This is a genomic window from Nonomuraea antri (assembly GCF_013283785.1).
Classification (GTDB): domain Bacteria; phylum Actinomycetota; class Actinomycetes; order Streptosporangiales; family Streptosporangiaceae; genus Nonomuraea; species Nonomuraea antri.
Map to the genome: position 1 here is coordinate 13,388 of NZ_JABCPZ010000100.1, position 22,243 is coordinate 35,630.

18 protein-coding genes are annotated in these 22,243 nt (G+C 71.6%); 8 read left to right on the forward strand and 10 right to left on the reverse strand.

Annotation, left to right across the window (positions count from 1 at the left end):
• Positions 1-8 precede the first annotated feature (8 nt).
• From HII36_RS28875 to HII36_RS28885, 3 genes are all read left to right on the forward strand, one after another.
• A complete protein-coding gene (locus HII36_RS28875) occupies positions 9-1,289 on the forward strand; it encodes a CysS/YqeB C-terminal domain-containing protein (protein ID WP_173526417.1) in 1,281 nt (426 codons plus the stop codon).
• 129 nt (positions 1,290-1,418) lie between these two features.
• Positions 1,419-3,905 (forward strand): penicillin acylase family protein, encoded by a 2,487-nt coding sequence (locus tag HII36_RS28880; protein WP_236003972.1) that lies wholly within the window; start codon positions 1,419-1,421, stop codon positions 3,903-3,905.
• A gap of 110 nt (positions 3,906-4,015) precedes the next feature.
• Complete coding sequence (locus tag HII36_RS28885; protein ID WP_173526419.1) at positions 4,016-4,864, forward strand: hypothetical protein; 849 nt, start codon at positions 4,016-4,018, stop codon at positions 4,862-4,864.
• On the opposite strand, the gene HII36_RS28890 is transcribed toward HII36_RS28885, so the two are convergent.
• Positions 4,844-5,782, reverse strand: a complete 939-nt coding sequence (locus tag HII36_RS28890) for an MBL fold metallo-hydrolase (RefSeq protein ID WP_173526420.1) — start codon at positions 5,780-5,782, stop codon at positions 4,844-4,846. The genes HII36_RS28885 and HII36_RS28890 overlap by 21 nt on opposite strands.
• A 48-nt stretch (positions 5,783-5,830) precedes the next feature.
• Entirely contained in the window at positions 5,831-6,247 is a 417-nt protein-coding gene (locus HII36_RS28895) for a hypothetical protein (RefSeq protein WP_173526421.1), read from the reverse strand.
• 75 nt (positions 6,248-6,322) lie between these two features.
• On the opposite strand from HII36_RS28895, the gene HII36_RS28900 reads away from it, so the two are divergent.
• The gene (locus HII36_RS28900; protein ID WP_173526422.1) at positions 6,323-7,192 is read left to right on the forward strand and encodes a hypothetical protein; all 870 of its coding nucleotides are present in this window, start codon (positions 6,323-6,325) and stop codon (positions 7,190-7,192) included.
• A 52-nt stretch (positions 7,193-7,244) separates the two neighbouring features.
• Here HII36_RS28900 and HII36_RS28905 read toward each other — a convergent pair whose 3' ends face one another.
• Genes HII36_RS28905 through mshB form a run of 3 tightly spaced genes read right to left on the reverse strand, consistent with a single transcriptional unit; the run spans position 7,245 to position 9,071 of the window.
• Entirely contained in the window at positions 7,245-7,739 is a 495-nt protein-coding gene (locus HII36_RS28905) for a flavin reductase family protein (RefSeq protein ID WP_173526423.1), read from the reverse strand.
• 19 nt (positions 7,740-7,758) lie between these two features.
• On the reverse strand, positions 7,759-8,154 hold the full coding sequence (locus HII36_RS28910; protein ID WP_173526424.1) for a DUF6113 family protein: 396 nt from the start codon (positions 8,152-8,154) through the stop codon (positions 7,759-7,761).
• A gap of 11 nt (positions 8,155-8,165) precedes the next feature.
• Complete coding sequence (gene mshB, locus HII36_RS28915; RefSeq protein WP_173526425.1) at positions 8,166-9,071, reverse strand: N-acetyl-1-D-myo-inositol-2-amino-2-deoxy-alpha-D-glucopyranoside deacetylase; 906 nt, start codon at positions 9,069-9,071, stop codon at positions 8,166-8,168.
• A 44-nt stretch (positions 9,072-9,115) separates the two neighbouring features.
• Here mshB and HII36_RS28920 point away from each other — a divergent pair, with 44 nt between their 5' ends.
• Both HII36_RS28920 and HII36_RS28925 read left to right on the forward strand, forming a co-directional pair.
• Positions 9,116-11,179, forward strand: coding sequence for a S9 family peptidase (locus HII36_RS28920; protein WP_173526426.1), 2,064 nt, complete (start codon positions 9,116-9,118; stop codon positions 11,177-11,179).
• A gap of 42 nt (positions 11,180-11,221) precedes the next feature.
• Complete coding sequence (locus HII36_RS28925; RefSeq protein ID WP_328807943.1) at positions 11,222-13,435, forward strand: excinuclease ABC subunit UvrA; 2,214 nt, start codon at positions 11,222-11,224, stop codon at positions 13,433-13,435.
• Positions 13,436-13,556: 121 nt separating this feature from the next.
• Here the strand turns inward: HII36_RS28925 and HII36_RS28930 are convergent, their stop codons facing one another.
• Together HII36_RS28930 and HII36_RS28935 are read right to left on the reverse strand one after the other, a co-directional pair.
• Positions 13,557-15,101, reverse strand: a complete 1,545-nt coding sequence (locus HII36_RS28930; RefSeq protein WP_173526427.1) for an MFS transporter — start codon at positions 15,099-15,101, stop codon at positions 13,557-13,559.
• Between the two features lie 2 nt (positions 15,102-15,103).
• Positions 15,104-15,655 (reverse strand): NAD(P)H-dependent oxidoreductase, encoded by a 552-nt coding sequence (locus tag HII36_RS28935; protein ID WP_173526428.1) that lies wholly within the window; start codon positions 15,653-15,655, stop codon positions 15,104-15,106.
• 102 nt (positions 15,656-15,757) lie between these two features.
• Here HII36_RS28935 and HII36_RS28940 point away from each other — a divergent pair, with 102 nt between their 5' ends.
• On the forward strand, positions 15,758-19,006 hold the full coding sequence (locus tag HII36_RS28940; protein ID WP_173526429.1) for a BTAD domain-containing putative transcriptional regulator: 3,249 nt from the start codon (positions 15,758-15,760) through the stop codon (positions 19,004-19,006).
• A gap of 138 nt (positions 19,007-19,144) precedes the next feature.
• Here the strand turns inward: HII36_RS28940 and HII36_RS28945 are convergent, their stop codons facing one another.
• Positions 19,145-19,450, reverse strand: a complete 306-nt coding sequence (locus HII36_RS28945; RefSeq protein WP_173526430.1) for a hypothetical protein — start codon at positions 19,448-19,450, stop codon at positions 19,145-19,147.
• Between the two features lie 125 nt (positions 19,451-19,575).
• Entirely contained in the window at positions 19,576-20,937 is a 1,362-nt protein-coding gene (locus tag HII36_RS28950; RefSeq protein WP_173526431.1) for a carotenoid oxygenase family protein, read from the reverse strand.
• 93 nt (positions 20,938-21,030) lie between these two features.
• Here HII36_RS28950 and HII36_RS28955 point away from each other — a divergent pair, with 93 nt between their 5' ends.
• Entirely contained in the window at positions 21,031-21,570 is a 540-nt protein-coding gene (locus HII36_RS28955) for a PadR family transcriptional regulator (protein ID WP_173526432.1), read from the forward strand.
• A gap of 109 nt (positions 21,571-21,679) precedes the next feature.
• Here the strand turns inward: HII36_RS28955 and HII36_RS28960 are convergent, their stop codons facing one another.
• The gene (locus HII36_RS28960; RefSeq protein WP_173526433.1) at positions 21,680-22,078 is read right to left on the reverse strand and encodes a hypothetical protein; all 399 of its coding nucleotides are present in this window, start codon (positions 22,076-22,078) and stop codon (positions 21,680-21,682) included.
• Positions 22,079-22,243: the final 165 nt, after the last annotated feature.

Sequence of the window (22,243 nt, forward strand, 5' to 3'; positions counted from 1 at the left end):
CTCGGGGGATGTTGCGGATCTACGACACGCGTACCAGGCAGGTCGAGGAGATCGCGCCCACCCGGGCCCTGCGCATGTACGCCTGCGGGCCGACCGTCCACCGGCGGGCGCATCTCGGGGACCTGCGCACGTACCTGCTGTCCGACCTGATCAGGCGGGTGCTGGAGACCCGCAGGGTGCGCGTGCAGGTCTGCCAGAACATCACCGACGTGGATCACCTGGCCGAGTCCGCCTTCAGGGCCGACGGCGCCGCGCTGAACCTGCGCCCGCCGGAGCACACGCCGCGCGCCGCCGAGACGATCGACCTGATGGTCGAGCTGATCGCCAAGCTGGTCGAGCGGGGCCACGCCTATCAGGTGCCCGACGGCCCGGTCTTCTTCGACGTGCGGACGTTCCCTTCGTACGGCGAGATCTCCGGCAACCGGCTCGACGACCTCAAGCCCGCGCACCACATCGACGCCGTCGACCCGCGCAAGCGCTGCCACGCCGACTGGGCGCTGTGGAAGCCCGCCGAGGGCGAGCTGACCTGGGACTCTCCGTGGGGACGCGGCGTTCCCGGCCGGCACGTGGAGTGCTCGGCGATGTCGCTGCATTTCCTCGGCGACCGGATCGACCTGCACATCGGCGGCATCGACCTGCGCTTCCCGCACCACGAGGACGAACGCGCCCAGTCCGACTCCGCGGCCGGGCACGAGGTCGTCAGGCACTGGGTGCACGGCGAGAACCTGCTGTTCGACGGCCGCAGGACGGCCGAGTCGACGGGCGACGTGATGCCGCTGTCCGACGTGACGGAGGCCGGGCTCGACCCGCTGGCCGTGCGGCTGGCGTTCCTGGAGCACCGCTACCGGCATCAGCTCGACCTCACCTGGGACACGCTGCGCGCCGCCGACCGCACGCTGCGGCGCTGGCGCTCGCGGGTGGCCGAGTGGTCGGAGTCGCCGAGCGCGCCGATGGCCGCGGGCTACGTGGAACGCGCGGAGTCCGCCTTCGCCGACGACCTCGACACCCCGGCCGCGCTGCGCGTGCTGCGGGAGCTGGAACGGGACGAGTCGGTCGCGCCCGGGGCCAAGTTCGAGTCGTTCCTGCACCTGGACCAGGTGCTGGCGCTGGACCTGTCGACGGAGATCGGCAAGGCGCCGGTGCTGCCCGGCGGGGCGTCCGAACTGCTGGAGCGGCGGGCCCGCGCCCGCGAGGCGCAGGACTGGGCGGCGGCCGACCGGCTCAGGGACGAGCTGGACGAACTGGGCGTCAAGGTCGCGGACACCCCGGAGGGCCAGACCTGGACCTGACACCCCCACCCCGCCAGGTACGAGGCACGGGCGCGGCCACCGTCGATGGACGGAGCAGTGATGGGCGGCTGCCAGACTTAGTGCCAGTTCGGGTAGATGGAGGTAGTCGGTGTGAGGCCCTATGCGTGGATGCCGTGGCCGTTGCGGTGGTTCGCTCGGGTGTTGACCGTGCTTCTCGCGTTGGCTCTCGTGCTGGCCGGGGTCGTCGTGTACACCGTGCGGAAGTCGTTCCCGCAGGTGGAGGGCACGATCCGGCTGCCGGGACTAACCGGAAGTGTGGAGATTTATCGCGATAAATCGGGAATCCCGCACATCTATGCCGACACCGCGGCCGACCTCTTCATGGCCCAGGGCTTCGTCCACGCCCAGGACCGCTTCTGGGAGATGGACTTCCGCCGCCACGTCACCTCAGGACGCCTCTCCGAGCTATTCGGCGAGGCCACCCTGGACAACGACAAGGCCATCAGGACGATGGGCTGGCGCAAGGTGGCCGAGGCCGAGCTGCCCGAGCTGACCCAGCAGACTCAAGACTTCCTGGCCGCGTACTCGGCGGGCGTCAACGCCTGGATGGACGCCAACCCGAACGCCTCCGACCGGAGCCTCGAATACTCGGTGCTGAAGGTGCAGAACGGCGCCTACCAGCCCGAGAAGTGGACCCCGTACGACTCGATCGCCTGGCTCAAGGCCATGGCCTGGGACCTGCGCTCCAACATGGAGGACGAGATCGACCGGGCCCTGGCGCTGACCAAGCTGCCCAGGGAGCGCGTCGAGCAGCTCTACCCCGGCTACCCGTTCGACCGGCACTCGCCCATCATCGGCCAGGGCACGATCGACGACGGCAAGTTCGACCCGCGCGTGGAGCCGCGCCAGGACGGCCGGCGCGCGCTCGCGCAGGCCGCGGCGACGCTCGACAAGGTGCCGAGCACGATGAGCGGCGGCGAGCGCGAGGGCATCGGGTCGAACTCGTGGGTGGTGTCCGGCGAGCACACCGCCACCGGCAAGCCGCTGCTGGTCAACGACCCGCACCTGTCGCCGGCGATGCCGTCGGTCTGGTACCAGGCCGGGCTGCACTGCAGGAAGCTCAGCGAGGCGTGCCCGTACGACGTGACCGGCTTCACCTTCTCCGGCGTGCCCGGCGTGATCATCGGGCACACCGACAAGATCGCGTGGGGGTTCACCAACCTGGGCCCGGACGTGTCCGACCTGTTCCTCGAGCAGGTGACCGGCGACACGTACCTGTACCAGGGGCAGCAGGTCAAGCTGGAGACCCGGGAAGAGCAGATCAAGGTGGCCGGCGGCGCGCCGGTCACGCTGACCGTCAAGAGCACCAGGCACGGCCCGCTGATCAACGAGGTGATGGGCAACGTCAAGCCGACCGGCGAGGCGAACGCGGTCGCGCTGCAGTGGACCGCGCTGATGCCGGGCAGGTCGGCCGACGCGATCTTCGCGCTGAACCGGGCGGCGAACTGGCCGGAGTTCAAGGCGGCGGCCGCGCTGTTCGAGGTGCCGTCCCAGAACCTGATCTACGCCGACACCGAGGGGCACATCGGGTACCAGGCGCCGGGCCGCATCCCCGTCCGCGAGAACGGCGACGGCACCTGGCCGGTGCCCGGCTGGACCGGCGAGTACGACTGGAAGCCCGCCCCCATCCCCTACGACCAGCTCCCCTCGGTCGAGGACCCGGCCGACGGGTTCATCGTCACGGCCAACAACGCGGTCATCGACCCGAAGCGCTACCAGCCGCTGCTCACCAAGGACTGGGCGCACGGCTACCGCTCGGAGCGCATCCGCGACCTGCTCAAGGACGCGATGGGCAAGGGCAAGCTCGACGCCGCCGCGATGTCCGGCATCCTGCAGGACTCGCGCCACGGCTTCGCGCAGGCGCTGATCCCGGCGCTGATGCAGGTGTCGCTGGCAGGGCCGGGCGTCGAGGCCAGGGACATGCTGCAGGACTGGGACGGCTCCCAGGGCCTCGACTCGGCCCCCGCCGCCTACTTCAACGCGGTCTGGCGGCACCTGCTCATGCTGACGTTCAACGACGACCTGCCCGAGGCCGCCTGGCCGGCCGGCGGCGACCGCTGGTACGAGGTCATGCTGCGGCTGCTGCAGGCCCCCGACGACCCGTTCTGGGACGACGTCACCACCAAGGAGCTCAAGGAGGGCCGCGACGACATCCTGCGCCAGGCGCTGGCCTCGGCGCACCAGGAGCTGTCCGAACGGCTCGGCCCGGACGTCAGGTCCTGGCGGTGGGGCGCGCTGCACCGGCTCACGCTGACCCACGGCTCGCTCGGCACGTCCGGGATCGGGCCGATCGAGGCGCTGTTCAACCGGGGGCCGCTGGAGGTGCCTGGCGGCAAGGACGCGGTCAACGCGACCGGCTGGAACGTGCAGAAGGGCTACGAGATCACCGCGGTGCCGTCGATGCGGATGATCGTCGACCTGGCCGACCTGGACAAGTCCCAGTGGATCAACCTCACCGGGGCCTCCGGGCACGCCTTCCACGACAACTACCGTGACCAGGCGGAGACCTGGGCCGAGGGCGGCCTGCTGCCGATGCTCGCGAAACCGGAGTCCGTCCAGGCCGCCGCCACGCACAAGCTGGTGCTGACCAAGTGACTACCACCGGCCGCTGACCCCGGCTCCGGCCCGGCTACGACGGTCGTCGTAGCCGGGATCGCGCCCCTGGCCCGACGCGCCGGGGGCGCTCCCGTCGCCACCATGGCGGTATGAGCGCGAAGAACCGCCTGTGGTACCTGATCGGCGTCCTGCTCCTGCTGGCGGGCCTGGCCCACCTGGGCGTGCTGGCCGTGGCGGGCGGTCCGTGGGACGGCCCGGTGTCGTGGCGCAAGCCGTTCACGTTCGGCGTGTCGTTCGGGCTGAGCGTGCTGACGCTGGCCTGGGTCGCGCGGTGGCTGCCGCTGCGCCCGCGCGCCCGCGGCCTGCTGGTCGGCGCGTTCACGGTGGCCTCGGTGCTGGAGGTCACGCTGATCTCGCTCCAGGCGTGGCGCGGCGTGCCGTCGCACTTCAACATGGAGACCGGGCTCGACACGCTGGTCTCCCGCGGGCTGGCCGGCGCCGGCGGCGTGCTGATCGCCGTCGTGGTGGCCATGACGATCGCCGCGTTCCGACCGAACCCGGCGGTCCCGCCGAGCGTCCGACTGGCCGTCCGGGCCGGGTTCGCCACGCTGCTGGCCGCGATGGCCGTCGGCGGGGTGATGATCGCCCGTGGCGTCATCGCGGTGACCACGGGCGACCAGCGGCTCGCCTACACGATCGGCACGTCGATGAAGCCGGCCCACGCCGTCCTCATGCACGGAGTGCTGCTCCTGCCCGCCCTGGCCTGGCTGCTGTCGCACACCCGGCGGGCCGAGCGCGACCGGGTCCGGCTGGTACGCCTGGCCACCTGGACGTACGTCGCCGTGGCCGGGGCCGTCTCCGTCCTGGCGCTGGCCGGGTACGCGCCGATCAGCCCGTCCACGGCCTCGGTGTTGTGCGCGGGGGCGGTGTCCGGGCTGGGCGTCGGCGCGCTGGTGCTCGACCGCGCCGGGATCGGGTCAGGGGCCGAACGCCCGTGACTCCCCGATCGCCAGGTCCCACAGGCCGTCCGGTGGCAGGCCCAGGTCCAGCCAGGAGGCGCGGGTGGTCTCCAGCGGGGCCAGCAGCGGCTCGCCCGACAGGATGAACGTGCCCCAGTGCATGGTGGCCATCCGCTCGGCGCCGACGTCCAGGAAGCCGCGCACGGCCTCGGCCGGGTTCACGTGCGCCGCCTTCATGGTCCAGCGCGGCTCGTAGCCGCCCACCGGCATCAGGGCCAGGTCCAGGCCGGGGTACCGGGTGCCGATCTCGCTCAGGCAGTCGCCGTAGCCGGTGTCGCCGGCGAAGTAGATCGAACCGTCGATCACCCAGCCGCCCCAGAGCGTCCTGCAGGTGTCCCAGACCGTGCGTCTGCTCCAGTGGTTGGCGGGCACGAAGTCGAAGGTGACCTGGCCGACCGTCGCGGACTCCCACCAGTCCAGCTCGGTCACCTGGCGGAACCCTCGTTTGACGAACCACTGCCCGAGCCTGGCGGGCGCCAGGATCGGCGTGTCGCGCGGCAGCCTGCGGATGGTGGGCCAGTCGAGGTGGTCGTAGTGGTTGTGGCTGATCAGCACCGCGTCGATCCTGGGCAGCCGGCTCCAGGCCAGGCCCGGCGGGGTGACGCGGCACCGGACGCCGGGGATCTTCCTGGACCAGACGGGGTCGGTCAGCACGGTGAGCCCGCGTACCTGGAGCACGAACGACGCGTGACCGACCCAGGTCACCACGCTCTCGCCGGGGGCGGGACGGGGCAGTCCGCCGTCGCGCAGCAGGGGGATGCGGTCGGCGTCCTCGTGATCGGGTGGGAAGGCCTGGTGCCAGGCGATGCTCAGCAGTTCGCGGAAGTCGGGCAGAGGGCAGGCGAGGCGTTCCTTGAAGCTGTCAGGCCACTGAGGGGCGTCGATCGTCTGCGACATGGACACCTTCTGCCCACAGTGAGCGATCAGTCACCCCCGGCACCCGTTTCAGTGCCTTCCCTTGCGCCACCGCAGTGGCGCGTGCGGGTAGCCGCCGTCGTCCAGGCCGGCCAGGCGCTCGAAGACGTTGTACGACGCCTGATGCCCGCAGACGACCACCGAGCCGAGCATGGCCAGCAGGTAGAGCGGCAACATGGGCAGCCCGACGCACCAGGCCCACTGGGTGGCGTGCCGGCACTCGTGCTCGATGAGGCGGTCGTTCAGGGAATCGTGCCTGGTCAGGACGACGTTCCCGACGGTGAACGCGCCCGCGACGGGGAAGCGGTAACGGTAGCCGTAGGCCAGGATGAGGCCTTTCGGCCCGGGCCGGCGGGTCGCGCCGCCGACGACGGAGATCAGCAGTCCCAAGGGCGTGGCGAGGTTGACGTAGTTCACCGCCCGCCGGAACCGGAATCGTCTGTCCATGCGTCTCAGTCTTGACCAATCTTGACAGGTCGGAATAATGATCTGCGTCCTGAAATCTCCCACAAGAGCAGGATTATGAGATTTACCATCCTGGGCGCGTTGCTCGCCTCCGTGGCACTGGCCGGAGTCGGCGGCATCGCGATCACTCAGACGTCAGCGTCCGATCCGCTACGCACCACCGAAGCTCCCGTCAACGCCGAGGTGGCGTTACCCGCCACCACCCCGACCCCAAGTCCCACCGCGACGGTCGGGAAGTACACGGCGAAGACGAAGGTGGTCAAGAAGAAAGGCGTGTCTTACCTGGACGTCTCCATCACCTACGGTGGAGCCGCCCGTTTCACTGTCAGGCAGAAGGTCTGCAAGGGCAAGTCCTGCAAGACCGCCGCGGCCTCGATCCCCGTCACCACCGGCGCGGGCACGTCGAGCAGGAAGCTCGGCAAGGGCACGTACAAGACGAAGGGCAAGCCGGTGGTCTCGGTCAAGGTCCTGCCCTGGCCCACCAAGACGGTGACGGCCACCCCGACGGCCACGGTCACGGTCACCACCACCCCTGAGCCCGCGCCGGGCGCCACGGTGACGGTGACGGCTCCGGGGCCCACGGTCACCGCGCCCGGTCCCACGGTCACGGTCACCGAGCCGGGCCCGACGACCACGGTGACCGCGCTGGCCACCGTCACGGTCACCTGCAGCCCGGCGCCCGACCCCGGCGCGGTGCCGCCGGAAGTCACGCCGACGCCGACCGGCACCCCGACCGACGTGCCGACCGGCACCCCGACGGGCACCCCGACCGATGTGCCCACGGACGTGCCGACCGATGTGCCGACTGACACGGTTCCGGTCTGCCCGCTGCCGGGGACGCCGTCCGAGGTGCCGACGGAGGTCCCGTCCGAGACGCCGACGGCCGACGTCACGCCGTCCGCGACGCCCAACGCCCTACCCGGGTAGGACACGGCGCGGAGACGGGCCGGGCATCGCGCCCGGCCCGTTTCCGCGGGAGTCAGAGCGACTTGTACCGGCCCTCGTGGTACAGCAGCGCGGCCCCGTCGGACGGCGTGCCCAGCCCGGTCACCTCACCCACCACGATCGAGTGGTCTCCCCCGTCGTGCACCGCGGTGGTCACGCACTCCAGCGTGGCCAGCGCGCCGGTGAACAACGCGACCCCCGACTCGCCGCGCACGTGCGGCCAGCGTTGCAGCTGCCCGTTCAGCGGCCGCCCGCGATGGGCGAAGAAGCGCGAGGCGTCTTCCATGGAGTCGGGCAGGACGGATACGCCCCACACGCCGGCCTCGATCACCGCGTCGTGGAACCTGGCCACCTTCTCCGCGCAGAACAGCACCAGCAGCGGTTCGAGCGAGACCGAGCTGAGGGAGTTGACCGTCATCGCGTGGTCGAGGTCGCCGGCTCTGGTCGTGACGATCGCGACCCCGGTGGCGAAGCGGCCGACGACCTTGCGGTAGGTGTGGGGGTCAACGTGCCGCTCAAGGGAATGCACGAACGACACTTTATGCCCCCTACGTCTGGTTCTCCGGAGGGTACCCACGCATGAGCCAGGAGCCGCCGGAGGACGGGGCGAGGAAGAAGGCCACCACCAGCGCCGCCATGCCGCCGTAAAGGTAGGTGTAACCTGCGGCGCTGTCGGTGACGACGATGTCTCCGGCCTCCATCGGCAGCGTGAACAACATCGACATCACCAGCCACCCGGCGCCCGTCGCCGCCGCGCCCAGCCGGGAGCGCAGCAGCTTGCCCGCGCCCAGGCAGACCGCGAACAGGCCGAGCACCCAGCACCAGGCCAGCCAGCCGAGCAGGTGGGTGAACCCGCCCACCACGCCCATGACGACGCCCAGCACGAACAGCATGCCGTAGGCGGCCCCGCCCAGCGCCGACTCGGCGTGGCTGCGATGTTCCATGTCGAACGAGGTTAGTGGATCCCGGCGAAGAGATCGTTCTCCCGGGTGTGCGGCTCGCCCAGGCCGCCGGACTCCACCGGCGGCCCCGGCACCGGCGCTCCTGGCACCCCGGCGGCCAGCACGTAGTGCTCCACGCCCAGCACCTCCTGCCCGATGTTGTTCGACAGCGCGAACCACGGCGCGTCCACCATGATCTGCGTCGCGTGCGCCCGCATGGCCTCCATCTTGTTGCCGATCCAGGCCCGCGCGTCGATCTCGGTGGTGATCACCTCGTCGGGGCAGCCGAAGCCCAGGTCGTCGACGTTCTCGGTGATGAACCGCACGTCCGAGTCGCGCAGCGCCTCCGTCGAGCGGTGCATCACGGACTTGGCCTGGGCGGTGTGGTAGAACTTCGCGATCCGCCACGGCTCGCCCGTGCCGTGGCCGGGGTCGGCGGCCAGCTCGCAGGCCCGGCGGGAGACCCGGTGCGCCTGGATGTGGTCGGGGTGTCCGTAGAAGCCGTTCTCGTCGTAGGTGACGAGCACCTGCGGGCGCACCTCGCGGATGATCTTCACCAGCTCGCCGGCCGCCTCGTCCAGGTCGGCCTGCCAGAACGCGCCCGGCCGGTCGTTACTGGCCGCGCCCATCATGCCCGAGTCGCGCCAGCGGCCCTGGCCGCCGAGGAAGCGGTGGTCGTCCACGCCGAGCGCCTGGCAGGCGGCGGCCAGCTCGCCCACCCGGTACGGGCCGAGCGCGTCGTGGCGGTCGGCGGCCAGGTGGGCCAGGTCGCCGGGGATGATCTCGCCCTCCTCGCCCAGCGTGCACGTGACCAGCGTGACGTGGGCGCCTTCGGCCACGTACTTGGCCATCGTGGCGCCGGTGCCGATCGACTCGTCGTCCGGGTGGGCGTGCACGAGCAGGAGGCGTCGATCAGTCATGGACATGAGCGTAACAATGCCTGGTTCCTGGCAGGATTGTGCCCATGAGTGAGAGCTTCCCACGTCTGTCTGCCAGGACCCGCCGGTTCACCCTCGGGGTGCCCCGGGGCTTCACGATCTCTCCGGACGGCGGCAGGGTCGTCTTCCTGCGGACCAAGTCCGGCACCGACCCGGTGACCTGCCTGTGGGAGCTCGACACGGAAACCCACGTCGAACGCCTGGTGGTCGATCCCCTGGCACTGAACATCGACGAGGAGAACCTGCCCCCGGAGGAGCGCGCCCGCCGTGAGCGCAGCCGCGAGCAGGCGGGCGGCGTGGTCGCTTACACCACCGACGAGACGGTGACGCGGGCGGTGTTCGCGCTGTCCGGCGGCCTGTACGTGGCCGACCTGCCCACCGGCCAGGCCAGGCAGCTCGACACTCCGGGCGGGGTCATCGACCCGCGCATCTCACCCGACGGGCGCACCGTCGCCTACGTGTCCGGCGGCGCGCTCCGCGTGCAGGACCTGGCCACCGGAGATGACCGCGCGCTGGCCACCCCCGAGTCCGCCACCGTCACCTACGGCCTGGCCGAGTTCATCGCCGCCGAGGAGATGGACCGCATGCGCGGCTTCTGGTGGTCGCCGGCGAGCGACGCGCTCCTGGTCGAGCGGGCCGACGAGGCCCCGGTGCGCACCTGGTACATCGCCGACCCGGCCAACCCGGACCGGCAGCCGGTCGAGCAGCGCTACCCGGCGGCCGGCACGCCCAACGCCGTCACCGAGCTGTTCGTGCTCGGCCTCGACGGCTCGCGGGTGGCGGTGCCGTTCGAGCACGAATACCTGGCCACCGCGGCGTGGGACTCCCACGCGCTGTCCATCGTGACGATGTCGCGCGACCAGAAGACCATGCGGCTGTTCTCGGTCGACCCGGCGACGGGCGAGTCCGCGCTGGTGCGCGAGGACACCGACCCGGCCTGGGTCGACGTCGTCGGCGGCGTCCCGTCCCACCTCGACGACGGCTCGCTGGTGTGGGTCGCCACCGAGGCCGGCGGCAACCGGCTGTTCGTCGGCGACCAGGCGGTCACCCCGCCCACGCTGCAGGTGCGCCGGGTGCTCGACGTCGACCACGACAGCGTGCTGTTCACCGCGAGCGGCGACCCGACCGAGATCCAGCTCTGGACCTGGGACGGCCACTCGCTGCTGCCCGTCTCCACCCGGTCCGGGGTGTTCTCCGGGCGGATGTCCGGCGGGGTCGGCGTGCTGTCCGAGCAGAGCCTCGACGCCGAGGGCGTCTCCACCACGGTCGTGCGGCGCGACGGCATGGCCGTGCCGATCCCGTCGTTCGCCGAGCGTCCCGGGCTCGACCTGCGGGTCTCGCTGGGCCGTTCCGGCCGCCGCGAGCTGGCCACCGCCGTGGTGCTGCCGTCGTGGCACGAGCCGGGCTCGCGCCGGCTGCCCGTCCTGATGGACCCGTACGGCGGCCCGAACGCGCAGCGGGTGCTCAACCAGCGCGCCATGTACCTGACCAGCCAGTGGTTCGCCGAGCAGGGCTTCGCGGTGATCCTCGCCGACGGCCGGGGCACCCCGGGCCGCGGCCCCGACTTCGAGCGGGCCGTGCTGAACGACCTGGCCACCCCGGCGCTCGACGACCAGATCGACGCGCTGCACGGCGTGGCCGAGCAGTACCCGGACGACCTCGACCTGACCAAGGTGGGCATCCGCGGCTGGTCGTTCGGCGGCTTCCTGGCCGCGCTGGCCGTGCTGCGCCGTCCTGACGTCTTCCACGCGGCCATCGCGGGCGCCCCGGTGACCGACTGGCGGCTGTACGACACCTGCTACACCGAGCGCTACCTGGGCCACCCCGACGAGCAGCCGGACGTCTACGACAACTCCTCGCTGTTCGGCGACGCGGCCAAGCTGGAGCGTCCGCTGCTGCTGATCCACGGCCTGGCCGACGACAACGTGGTGGCCGCGCACACGCTGCGGCTGTCGTCCGCGCTGCTCGCCGCAGGTCGCCAGCACAGCGTGCTGCCGCTGTCCGGCGTCACGCACATGACGCCGCAGGAGGTCGTGGCGGAGAACCTGATGCTGCTCCAGGTCGACTTCCTGAAGAAGGCCCTCGGGTAGATTCTTTCGCGAAATGTCGGTCGCGTTCGGCAAGATGTCTCGGTGACCGACACCATCCGCATCATTGGCGCCCGCGTCCACAACCTCAAGGACGTGTCCCTGGAGATCCCCAAGAACAAGATCACCGTGTTCACGGGGGTCTCCGGGTCCGGCAAGTCCTCCATCGTGTTCGACACGATCGCCGTCGAGGCGCAGCGCCAGCTCTACGGCACGTTCAGCTGGTTCATCCGCAACTTCCTGCCGAAGTACGAGCGCCCGCACGCCGACGCCATCGAGAACCTGACGACGCCGGTCATCGTCGACCAGAAGCCGGTCAGCGGCAACGCCCGCTCCACGGTCGGCACCATGACCGACATCATGCCGATGGTCCGGGCCCTGTTCGCCAGGCAGGGCGACAAGCCGGTGTCGCTGTTCTCCTTCAACGACCCCAAGGGCATGTGCCCGGAGTGCGACGGCCTGGGCCGGGCGGTCCAGCCGGTGCTCGAATCGATGATCGACCGGACGAAGTCGCTCAACGAGGGCGCGATCCTGCTGCCCGGCTACAAGGTCGGCAGCGTCAACTGGCAGATGTACGGCAGCCACGAGGCCCTCGACCCCGACAAGCGGCTGCTCGACTACTCCGAGGAAGAACTGCACACCTTCCTGTACGGCACCGGCAAGGTGTCGGTCGGCGGCATGTTCAACATGACGTACGAGGGCCTGTACAACCGGTTCGTCCGCAACGCGCTCAAGCGCGAGACGAGCGAGAAGACCCGCGAGTCGATCAAGCCGTTCATCACCGAGGGCATCTGCCCGGTCTGCGACGGCGCGCGGCTGAGCCAGGAGGCGCTGGCCGTCACGATCGACGGCCGCAACATCGCCGACTACGCCGGTCAGCAGGTCACCGACCTGATCGAGGTGCTGGCCGGGCTCGGTTCCCCCATCGCCGACGGCGCCCGCCAGGCCCTCGAACGGGTGGCGGAGATCGGCCTGGGCTACCTGAGCCTCGACCGTGAGACCTCCTCGCTGTCCGGCGGCGAGGGCCAGCGGCTGAAGCTGGTCAAGCACCTGGGCAGCACGCTGGTCGGGGTCACGTACATCTTCGACGAGCCGAGCACCGGGCTGCACCCGCGCGACGTCGGCCGGCTCAACACGCTGCTGCGCGCGCTGCGCGACCAGGGCAACACGGTGCTCGTGGTGGAGCACGACCCCGACGTGATCGCGGTCGCCGACCACGTGGTGGACGTCGGCCCGCGCGCGGGCGCGCACGGCGGCGAGATCGTCTTCCAGGGCCCGGTGTCGGAGCTGCTCACCGCCGACACGCTCACCGGCCAGGGCCTGCGCCGGGCCGGGCGGATCAAGGACGACGTCCGCGAGCCGCAGGGCAAGCTGCCGATCGAGGGCGCCACGCTGCACAACCTCAAGAACGTCTCCGTGGCCATCCCGACCGGCGTGCTCACGGCGGTGACCGGCGTGGCGGGCTCGGGCAAGAGCAGCCTGATCGCCGACGTGTTCATGAACACCTACCCCGAGTCGGTGTTCGTCGACCAGTCGGCCATCGGCGCGTCCAGCCGCTCCGCCCCGGCCACCTACATCGGCGTGATGGACCCGATCAGGCAGCTGTTCGCCAAGGCCAACGGCGTCGCGCCGGGCCTGTTCAGCTTCAACTCCGACGGCGCCTGCGAGGAGTGCCAGGGCCGCGGCGTCATCATCACCGAGGTGGCGCAGATGGACCCGGTCACCACCCACTGCGAGACCTGCGACGGCCGCCGCTTCAAGGAGTCGGTGCTGGAGCACAAGTTGCGCGGCAAGTCGATCGCCGACGTGCTGGAGATGTCGGCCGAGGAGGCCGTGGCGTTCTTCACCGAGAAGGCGATCCACGCCAAGCTGCGGGCGCTCATCCACGTCGGCCTGGGCTACCTGAGCATGGGCCAGTCGCTGAGCAGCCTGTCGGGCGGCGAGCGGCAGCGCATCAAGCTCGCCACCCAGCTGCACCGCACCGGCAGCGTGTATGTCCTGGACGAGCCCACCACCGGCCTGCACATGTCGGACGTCGACACCCTGCTGGCCCTGCTCGACCGCCTGGTCGACCAGGGCAACACGGTGGTGGTCATCGAGCACAACCTGGACGTCATCGAGCAGGCCGACTGGATCATCGACCTGGGTCCCGACGGCGGCAAGAACGGCGGCGAGGTGGTGTTCACCGGCACGCCGCGTGAGCTGCTGGGCTTCAAGGGCTCGCTGACCGGCGAGCACCTGCGTCACTCGGTCGCCTGACCACCCGGTCCGTAGTCCGACATCACGAAGGGCCGCCTCCTCGCGGAGGCGGCCCTTCGTCCGGTTCCACCGGGGCGGGGTGGCGTCCTCTTCCACGTGGTCCCCGGTGGAGGCCGTCGGGTCAGCTCACCAGCTCGGGCTCGCGCTCGGGCGCGGGCTCGGCGGCCGGCCGCCCCGTCGCGGGCACCCGGCGCAGCAGCGTGACCGAGAGCAGCGCGGCCACGCCGGCCAGGACCGCGGCGACCAGCGCCGCCACGTTCAGCCCGGTGGTGAACGCGGCCCTGGCCGGCTCCAGGATCGCCTGGGCGGCGGCGGGCGCCAGGCCCTCGCTCGTGGTCAGCGCGCCGGTGAGCGTGTCACCGGCCGCCGCGGGCACCCCCGACGGCATCTGCGCCCGGTAGACCGCCGCGCCGACGCTGCCCAGCAGCGCGATGCCGAGCGAGGTGCCCAGGTCGCTGGCCGTGGTGTTGACGGCCGAGGCCGCCCCCGCCTTCTCGGGCGGCGCCGCGCCGATGACCAGGTTCGTGGTCAGCGACATGGTGGGCGCGATGCCCGGGTAGAGCAGGAAGAACCCGACGAGCAGCAGCGGCAGGCCGCCCACGCTCTCGACCTGGGTCAGCACGAGATACCCGGCCACCGAGAACGCGGTGCCGCCGGCCACGACGTACGCCGGGCGCACCCGCCGGGTGATCGCCGGAGACACGGTCGAGACCAGGATCAGCAGCAGCGCGGCAGGCAGGATCCACAGGCCGCTGGCCAGCGGCGACAGGCCGGCGACGAGCTGGAGATACTGCGTGAACAGCAGGTAGACGCCGCCGAGCGCGATGGCCGAGAGCAGGAAGACCGCCAGGCTGCCGCTGAAGATCCGGTTGTTGAACAGCCGCATGTCCAGCAGCGGGTGCTCCAGGCGGAGCTGCCTGCGGATGAACACGGTGCCGAAGGCCAGCCCGGCCACGACGGTCAGGATCGCGGCCGCGGTGAAGCCGGTCTTGGCCAGTTCCTTGACGCCGTACACGAGCGGGATGAGCGCGGCCATCGACAGCAGCACGCTGGGCACGTCCACGCGGCCGGCCTGCTCGGCCTTGTACTCGGGCACCAGGATCGGCGCGGCGATCAGCACCACGGCCATCACCGGCACGCCGATCAGCAGCGCCGCGCCCCACCACAGCGTCTCCAGCAGCAGGCCGCCGACCAGCGGGCCGATCGCCACGCCGAGCGAGATCGACGCGGCCCACAGGCCGATCGCGGTGCCGCGCTGGCGTGCGTCCCTGAACATGTTGCTGATCAGCGACAACGTGGACGGCATCGCGGCCGCCGCGCCCACGCCCATCACCGCGCGGGCCGCGATCAGCAACTCGGCGGTGGGCGCGAACGCCGCCGCCACTGAGGCCACGGCGAAGGCCGCCGCGCCGAACAGCAACACCTTGCGCCGGCCGATCCTGTCACCGACCGTGCCCATCGCGACCAGCAGGCCGGCCATCATGAAGCCGTAGATGTCGTTGATCCACAACAGTTGGGCGCTGCTCGGGTTCAGGTCCACCGCGATGTGCGGGGTGGCCAGGAACAACACGGTCATCGCCAGGAACAGCAGGACCGTGGGCAACATCAGCACGACCAGTCCGAGCCATTCCCTGGCTCCGGCACGAGCGGCGATTTGTCGAGACATGATTAGTTCTTCCTGTTCAGCAGGGGGTCGGGAGACATCGAGCGGACCGCGCGCAGCGCGCCGGCCCGTGAGGTGAGCCGGTCGAGCAGGCGGTCCGTGTCGTCGTACCGGCTGTCGTCCGCGTCCTCGTGGTGGACGACCTGGCCGACGGTCACCGCGTGCACGGCCGCGAAGATCGAACGCAGTTCCGGCACGACCGGGTGCTGCCCGGACGTGCCCGGAGGCGCGCCGTAGAGCGTGAAGGCCACCGGTTTGGCCCGCCACTCGGCGGCGTGCCAGGCGACGGCGCTGCGTAGCGACCGAGGCACCCGTACCGGGACCACCACCACGAAACCGTCCGCGGCGGCCAGCCACGGCGCCAGGTCCAGCACCGCGGGCGGCCGCGGCAGCGCGCCGGGCGTCAGGCCGGAGACCGCGTCGGGCAGGCAGGCGGCGCCCAGGTCGAGCAGGTCGGCCTCCAGGCCGTACCTGGCGCAGACCCGGTCCGCCAGCCAGGCGGCCACGGCCCGGCCCGCGCGGTCCCGGTCGTCCCCGACGATGATCGACAGTTGCACGGCGCACCTCCTTTCGTGTGGGTTCACCATGCGCGAGCCGGCTTCGGACGCCCTCCAGATCCGCTTCGGACCGGCTTCGGACGTTTCGGTACTGTGAGCCGCATGCGTTTCGGGGTGCTGGGTCCGCTGACGGTGTGGACCTCCGACGGACGGCCGGTGCGGATCCCCGAGGTCAAGGTCAGGGCGCTGCTGGCCGAGCTGGTGATCGGCGCGGGCCGGGTGGTGCCGGCCGACCGGCTGATCGACGACCTGTGGGGCGAGAGCCTGCCCGCCAACCCGGCGAACGCGCTGCAGACCCGGGTCTCCCAGCTCAGGCGGGCGCTGGAGGACGCCGAGCCGGGCGCGCGCGAGCTGGTCGTCTCACGCCAGCCCGGCTATCTGCTCGACGTCCGCGCCGACGCCGTGGACGTCGGCCGGTTCCAGTCCCTGCTGACCCAGGCGCGCACGGCGGGCACGCCGCAGGCGCGGGCGACGCTGCTGGGCGACGCGCTGGCCCTGTGGCGCGGCCCCGCGCTGATCGACTTCGCCGACGAGGAGTGGGCCCGGCCCGAGGTCACCCGGCTGGCCGAGCTGCGGCTGACCGCCGTCGAAGAGCAGGCCGAGGCGCGACTGGAGCTGGGCGAGCACGTGCTGCTCGCCGACGAGCTGGGCGACCTGGTCGCCAGGCACCCGCTGCGGGAACGGCTGCGCGCCGCCCACCTGCGCGCCCTCTACCGGGCCGGACGGCAGAGCGAGGCACTCGACGGCTACCGCGACCTGCGTACCCGGCTGGCGGACGAACTGGGCGTCGACCCCGGCCCCGAACTGACCGCGCTGCACCAGTCGATACTCCGTCAGGACCCGTCGCTGGGCGTCGCGCCCGCCGCGCCGCCGAGCAACCTGCCCGCCCCGCTCACCGACCTGATCGGCAGGTCGGAGGCGGTCGAGCAGGTGATCGCGCTCGTCGGCGGGCACCGGCTGGTGACGCTGACGGGGCCGGGCGGCGTGGGCAAGACCCAACTCGCCCTGGCCGCCGCCAGACGCCTGACCAGCGGGGCCGCCGCGGACGGGGCCTCTACGGACGGGGGCTTTGACGATGGGGTGACGCTGGTCGAGCTGGGTTCGCTGCCCGGCGGGGCGTCCCGGTGCGAGGTCGCCGAGCTGGTGGCCGCGACGCTGAACATCCGCGACGAGGCCGCCACCGCCATCGAGGACCACCTCGCCGAATCGCTGCGTTCCAGGCGGCTGCTGCTGGTCCTGGACAACTGCGAGCACGTGGTGTCGCCGGTGGCCGAGCTGGTCTCCCTGCTGCTGCGCACCGCGCCTGGACTGCGGGTGCTGGCCACCGGTCAGCGTCCGCTGGAGGTGACGGGTGAGCGGCTGTGGAACGTCCCGCCGCTGGCCGAGCCCGGCGCGGTGCGGCTGTTCGTGACGCGCGCGGCGGCCGGCGCGCCTGGATTCGCGCTGGACGAGAGCAACGCCGACGTGATCACGGCGATCTGCCGCCGGCTCGACGGGCTGCCGCTCGCGCTGGAACTGGCCGCCACCCGGGTACGGACGCTGGGCGTGCACGAACTGGCCGCCCGGCTCGGAGCGCTGGACCACGACCCGTTCCGGGTGCTGGGCGCCGGGGCCAGCGACGCCCCGGCCAGGCAGCGCACGCTCCGGGCGATGATCGACTGGAGCTGGGAGCTGCTCACCGAGGCCGAGCGCGTGGTGCTGCGCCGCCTGGCCGTCCACGCCGACGGCTGCACGCTGGCGGCGGCGGAAGGCGTGTGCGCGGACGACCAGCCGGTGACGGGGACCGCCGGTGGGACGGCCGGTGTCGTCGTGGGCGCGGATGTGCTCGACCTGGTGGCCGGTCTGGTGGACCGCTCGCTGGTCAGCGTGTCGGCCAGGGAGGACAGCGAGGGCCCGCGCTACCGGCTGCTGGAGTCGGTGGCCGCATACTGCAGGCAGCGGCTGCGCGAGGCGGGCGAACTGGCCGAGATCGAGGCCAGGCACCGCCGTTACTACGTCGAGCTGGCGGTCGCGGCCGACCGGGGCCTGCGCGGACCGGCACAACGCCAGTGGCTGCGCCGCCTGGACGCCGAGACCGCCAACCTGAGAGCCGCATTGGAGACGGCCGTCCGCGACGCACCTGGGCAGGCGTTGCGGCTGGTCAACTCGCTGGCCTGGTACTGGGTGCTGCGCGGCCGCCTGGGCGAGGGCCTAAGGTCACTCTCCCTGGCCCTGTCCGCCAACGCCAGCACCGATGTCAGCACCGGCACCGCCCAGCAACCCACGCCCACGGTGATCGTGGCCGAGGCGGCGGACACCGCGCGCATCTGGCACGCCGCCTTCACCTTCCGCACCGGCGACCTGCCCGACCCCGCCGCGCCCGTACCGGGCGAACGTCCGCGCGAACTGGAGGCGCTGACCGGGCGGATGCGCGCGGAGTGGTTCCGCGCGCTGGTCCACCTCGGCGCGGTCGAGGAGCAGCCGACCGGCGACCTGCTGGCCGTCTTCCGCGCCATCGGCGACCAGTGGGGCGCTGCCGCCGCGCTGGCCGCCGGCGCCAGGCAGGCGATGATGCGCAGCGACCTGGCCACGATGGCCGAGTACGGCACCCAGAGCATGGCGCTGTTCAGCGAGCTGGGCGACCGGTGGGGCCAGTTGCACGCGGCGTACGCGCTGGGCACGCACGCGGAGATCGTCGGCGACTACGAGCAGGCGGCCAGGCTGCACCGCGAGTCCCTGCGCATGGCCGAGGACCTCGGACTGGGCAGCGACGTATCGGACAAGCTCTCCGCCCTGGGCAGGATCGCCCTGCTGACCGGCGACTACGCGCTCTCCGACGACCTGCACGAGCGGGCCAGGAAGCTGGCGGAAGAGCAGGGTTACCTGGTCGGCGCGGAGTTCGCCGAGCTGGGCCTGGCGCTGAGCGCCCGGCGGCAGGGCCGGCTCGACGACGCCGAGCGGCACCTGCGCAACTGGCTCGACTGGGACAAGAAGATCGGCTCGGACATCGCGCTGGCGCTCATCCTGGCCGAGCTGGGCTTCATCGCCGAGCAGCGCGGCGACGCCGAGACCGCCCGTGACGTCCACCGTGAAGGGCTGGCGGCGGCGCGTGGCTCTGGCGACCGGCGCGCGGTCGCGCTGGCGTTCGAGGGGCTGGCGGGGGCCGAGGCGGCGGCCGGACGGCACGTCGAGGCGGCCCGCCTGCTGGGCGCGGCGGCGGCGCTGCGCGAGTCGGTGGGCGCGCCGCTGCCGCCGGCCGAACGCGGCGACGTGAACCGCATCGGCGACGCGGCCCGCCGGGCACTCGGCGACGAGTCCTTCGCCACCGAGTTCGCCCACGGCCACGCCACCCCACCCGAGCCCATCACCTGACCCGGACAGCCCCGCGTGTGTCAGGCGATCAGGCCGGATGCCCGACAGGACTGAACGCCCGCCGAGGAGCGGCCACGCACCACGACGCCCCCGACCTCCGCGCTGGAGGTGGGGGCGTCGTCATCCCGCTCGCGCGTCTCAGCCGCTCATCAATGAGTAGTAGTAGCCCCCCAGTGTCCCCGGGAAGCTGATCTTCGACACCTCTCCGACTCCCACCGAGGGGCCGATGATGTAGACGTATCCCACTTGAGGATTGACGTGCCGGCCATAGGCGACGATCGCCTGCAGGCCCGTGCCGCCCGTGCACTTGCTGTAGGCGGTGTTGTACGAATGCCACGCGGTGCACCCCGTCAGGGCGGCGTGGGCGGGGGACGCGGAACCCACCAGCAGTGAGGCGGTGAGCAGGGCGGTCGCGGACACAGCCGCGGCCAGGTTTCTTCGCATGTGCACTTCCTCCGAAGGCGAAGGTGAACGGCACTTACAGGTAAGAAACTTTCCTAATCGGAAGATACGCCCTGCACGAGACGAGTCAAGAACGTTTCCGCCACCGGCCATCGGCGCGATTCGTATTAGGACGCCGGCTCGTCCGGGAACCACGAGCCGTGGAAGCCCGCAGGCACGCCGCGCGGCAGTTCGACGGTCGCCACCGGCCCGGCGGCGACGTCGGAGGCGTCGAGCACCAGGAGCCTCGACGCGCTCCCGTCGGCCGTGGTGGTGATGGAGATCAGCCAGCCGTCGTCCTCGCGGCGCGGCCCCGAGGTGGCGGGCACGAAGACGGCCTCGCCGGTGACCGTCGCCTCGGGCATCGGGTGCTCGGTGAAGCGTCCGCCGACCCGGTCGTACTTGACGATCTCGCGGCCGGTGACGGCGTACAGGTAGCGCGCGTCGCGGCCGACCAGTTCGTCGTCGAGCGTCGGGAACTCCACCGGGCGGTCGTCGAGCAGTTCCTCCTTGGCCGCGCCGGTCGCCGGGTCGAGCGTCCAGCGGTGCAGCCGGGCCCCACCCGCCGGGGAGGCGGCGGCCGCGGCGGCGGGCCCGGCCGGGTCGTCCGCGCCGCCGGCCGTGCTCCACATGGCGGTGAAGTCGGCGCGGGCATAGCGGGCGGCGTCGAGGACGACGCGTCCCGAGGCGTCCTCGTGCGCGTTGCCGACGTGGAAGACGTAGCAGGGATCGACGTCGAACCAGCGCACCGGGGCGTCCGGCCCGTCGTGCCGCATGACGCCGAGACGCGCGCCGTACCCGTCGTCCCACTGGTACGGCATGGTCTTGCCGACCAGCTCGGGACGGAAGGTGAGCGGCAGGTCGAGCCAGATCACGTAGTGCTCGGTGATGGCGAAGTCGTGCATCATCGTGCCCCCGGGAACGGTGATCTCACGGCTGTGCACCAGCTCGCCCGACGCGTCGAGCCGGTGGTAGGTCAGGTGCGGCGCGAACGCGCCGTACCCGAAGAAGTGCAGGTCACCGGTCACGGGGTCCTGCTTCGGGTGCGCGGTCATGGCGGTGGTGAGCCGTCCGCCGAAGTCGTGCGCGCCGACCGTGTCGAGCTCCGGCGTGACCTGGTACGGCAGCCCGCCCTCCTCCAGCGCGTACATCCGGCCGGCGTGTTCGATGACGTGCGTGTTGGCGGACACGGCGGACAGGTCGAGGCTGCCGTCCGGCCTGAACTCCGGTCGTCCGGCCAGACGGGTCGTGCGGACCCACCGGTTGCGGTACCACTCGGCGCGGCCGGCGCGCAGCCGGACGCCGTGCAGCATGCCGTGCCCGAGGAACCAGTGGTCGGACGGCTCGCCGGGCAACGGGTTGGGCCCGTTGCGCACGTAACGCCCGGACAACTCGGGCGGCAGCGTGCCGGTCACGGGCAGGTCCGCGGCGTCGATCTCGTCGGCGACCGGGGCCATGAAACCGCTCAGGTAGGCGGGGGTCTGGGTCATCTCCGCTCCTCTCGATGCTGCCCTGAGTCTGCACATCTCCAATTGGATATGTCAACTCCAACCTATCCAATTGGAGATGCTAAGATCAGCGGCATGGCGTTGCGATACGCACTGCTCGGCCTGCTGGCCGAGCGGCCTGCGAGCGGATACGAACTGGCGAAGGAATTCGAGGGCGACCTCGGCCGATACGCCTGGCAGGCCGGGCACAACCGGATCTATCCGGAGCTGGCCCGGCTCACCGACGAGGGCCTGATCGAATGCGCCGAGGAAGGCGCGCGAGGCCGGCGCATCCACCGGATCACCCCGGCGGGCCTCGCCGAGCTGCGCGCGTGGCTGCTCGAACCGTGGGAGAGCGGCACGGTGCGCAACGAGGGGGTGCTGCGGCTCTTCCTGCTGTCCGCGCTCGACCCCGGCGACGCCAGGAAGATCCTTAACGACATCGCCGCCCACTGCGAGCGGGAAGCCGGCCAGCTCAAGGAGATCCTGTCCGAGGAGACGCCGATCTCCGCGGCAGGCAGGCTGGGCCTGGGCTGGCTCGCCGCCGGCTACGGCCTGCGCCAGTACGAGGCCTCGCACGACTGGGCACTGTGGGCACTCGGCGAACTCGACAAGGCGGAACGCCACCGCCACTAGGAGACGCCCTCACGCAACGCCGGCACGCGGCGGCGCAAATCAGTGAGGGGCGAGCCGTGCCGGCTCGCCCCTCACTGATCCGGCCTGTCGCCGGTGACCTCGGGTTCCGTCAGGCGGCGTCGAGGGCCTCGATGATCTTGCGGACCATCTCGGCCATGACCGGCCCGGGCGCGCCACCGGTCGCCGCGTCGATGGCGACGGTGATCGTGGTGCGGAAGTTGCCGGCCTCGGCCGGAAGCTGCTCCTTGAGCAGTTTCATGGACGCGGTCAGCGCGGGCAGCGCCTGGTCGGCCATGTCGGCGGCGGTTCTGCCGGTCAGTTTCACGGGCGTCGACTTCTCGGCGAGCACGTGCCCGATCGGGCCGGTCGCGGAGGCCAGGGCGAGGGAGCCGTTGGTGGCGGCCTTGTGGGGGGAGCCGGCCGGGTCGGCGGCGGCCAGCAGGGAGACGGCGCCGTAGGCGGCGGTGCGCAGGGTGATCTTGTCCTGGTCGGTGAGGGTGACGGTCATGGCTTGGTGCTCCTTCGAAGTCGTTCGGGGTCGGGGTTAGGCGTCGATGGCCTGGTAGAGGGTGGTCCAGAAGTCGTGGATGAGGCGGATGGAGTCGGGGGTGGAGGCGCCGACTTGGGTGAGCAGGATGCCGGTGAGCTGGTGGGCGGGGTCGGCGTAGGTGGC

What these genes read in the sequence shown, in the direction of transcription:
- HII36_RS28895 (WP_173526421.1), bottom strand. Translation starts at nt 6,247, where the DNA reads ATGGACAGACGATTCCGGTTCCGGCGGGCGGTGAACTACGTCAACCTC.
- HII36_RS28940 (WP_173526429.1), top strand. Translation starts at nt 15,758, where the DNA reads ATGCGTTTCGGGGTGCTGGGTCCGCTGACGGTGTGGACCTCCGACGGA.
- HII36_RS28945 (WP_173526430.1), bottom strand. Translation starts at nt 19,450, where the DNA reads ATGCGAAGAAACCTGGCCGCGGCTGTGTCCGCGACCGCCCTGCTCACC.
- HII36_RS28950 (WP_173526431.1), bottom strand. Translation starts at nt 20,937, where the DNA reads ATGACCCAGACCCCCGCCTACCTGAGCGGTTTCATGGCCCCGGTCGCC.
- mshB (WP_173526425.1), bottom strand. Translation starts at nt 9,071, where the DNA reads ATGACTGATCGACGCCTCCTGCTCGTGCACGCCCACCCGGACGACGAG.
- HII36_RS28875 (WP_173526417.1), top strand. Translation starts at nt 9, where the DNA reads ATGTTGCGGATCTACGACACGCGTACCAGGCAGGTCGAGGAGATCGCG.
- HII36_RS28930 (WP_173526427.1), bottom strand. Translation starts at nt 15,101, where the DNA reads ATGTCTCGACAAATCGCCGCTCGTGCCGGAGCCAGGGAATGGCTCGGA.
- HII36_RS28885 (WP_173526419.1), top strand. Translation starts at nt 4,016, where the DNA reads ATGAGCGCGAAGAACCGCCTGTGGTACCTGATCGGCGTCCTGCTCCTG.
- HII36_RS28960 (WP_173526433.1), bottom strand. Translation starts at nt 22,078, where the DNA reads ATGACCGTCACCCTCACCGACCAGGACAAGATCACCCTGCGCACCGCC.
- HII36_RS28880 (WP_236003972.1), top strand. Translation starts at nt 1,419, where the DNA reads ATGCCGTGGCCGTTGCGGTGGTTCGCTCGGGTGTTGACCGTGCTTCTC.
- HII36_RS28910 (WP_173526424.1), bottom strand. Translation starts at nt 8,154, where the DNA reads ATGGAACATCGCAGCCACGCCGAGTCGGCGCTGGGCGGGGCCGCCTAC.
- HII36_RS28890 (WP_173526420.1), bottom strand. Translation starts at nt 5,782, where the DNA reads ATGTCGCAGACGATCGACGCCCCTCAGTGGCCTGACAGCTTCAAGGAA.
- HII36_RS28920 (WP_173526426.1), top strand. Translation starts at nt 9,116, where the DNA reads ATGAGTGAGAGCTTCCCACGTCTGTCTGCCAGGACCCGCCGGTTCACC.
- HII36_RS28900 (WP_173526422.1), top strand. Translation starts at nt 6,323, where the DNA reads ATGAGATTTACCATCCTGGGCGCGTTGCTCGCCTCCGTGGCACTGGCC.
- HII36_RS28955 (WP_173526432.1), top strand. Translation starts at nt 21,031, where the DNA reads ATGGCGTTGCGATACGCACTGCTCGGCCTGCTGGCCGAGCGGCCTGCG.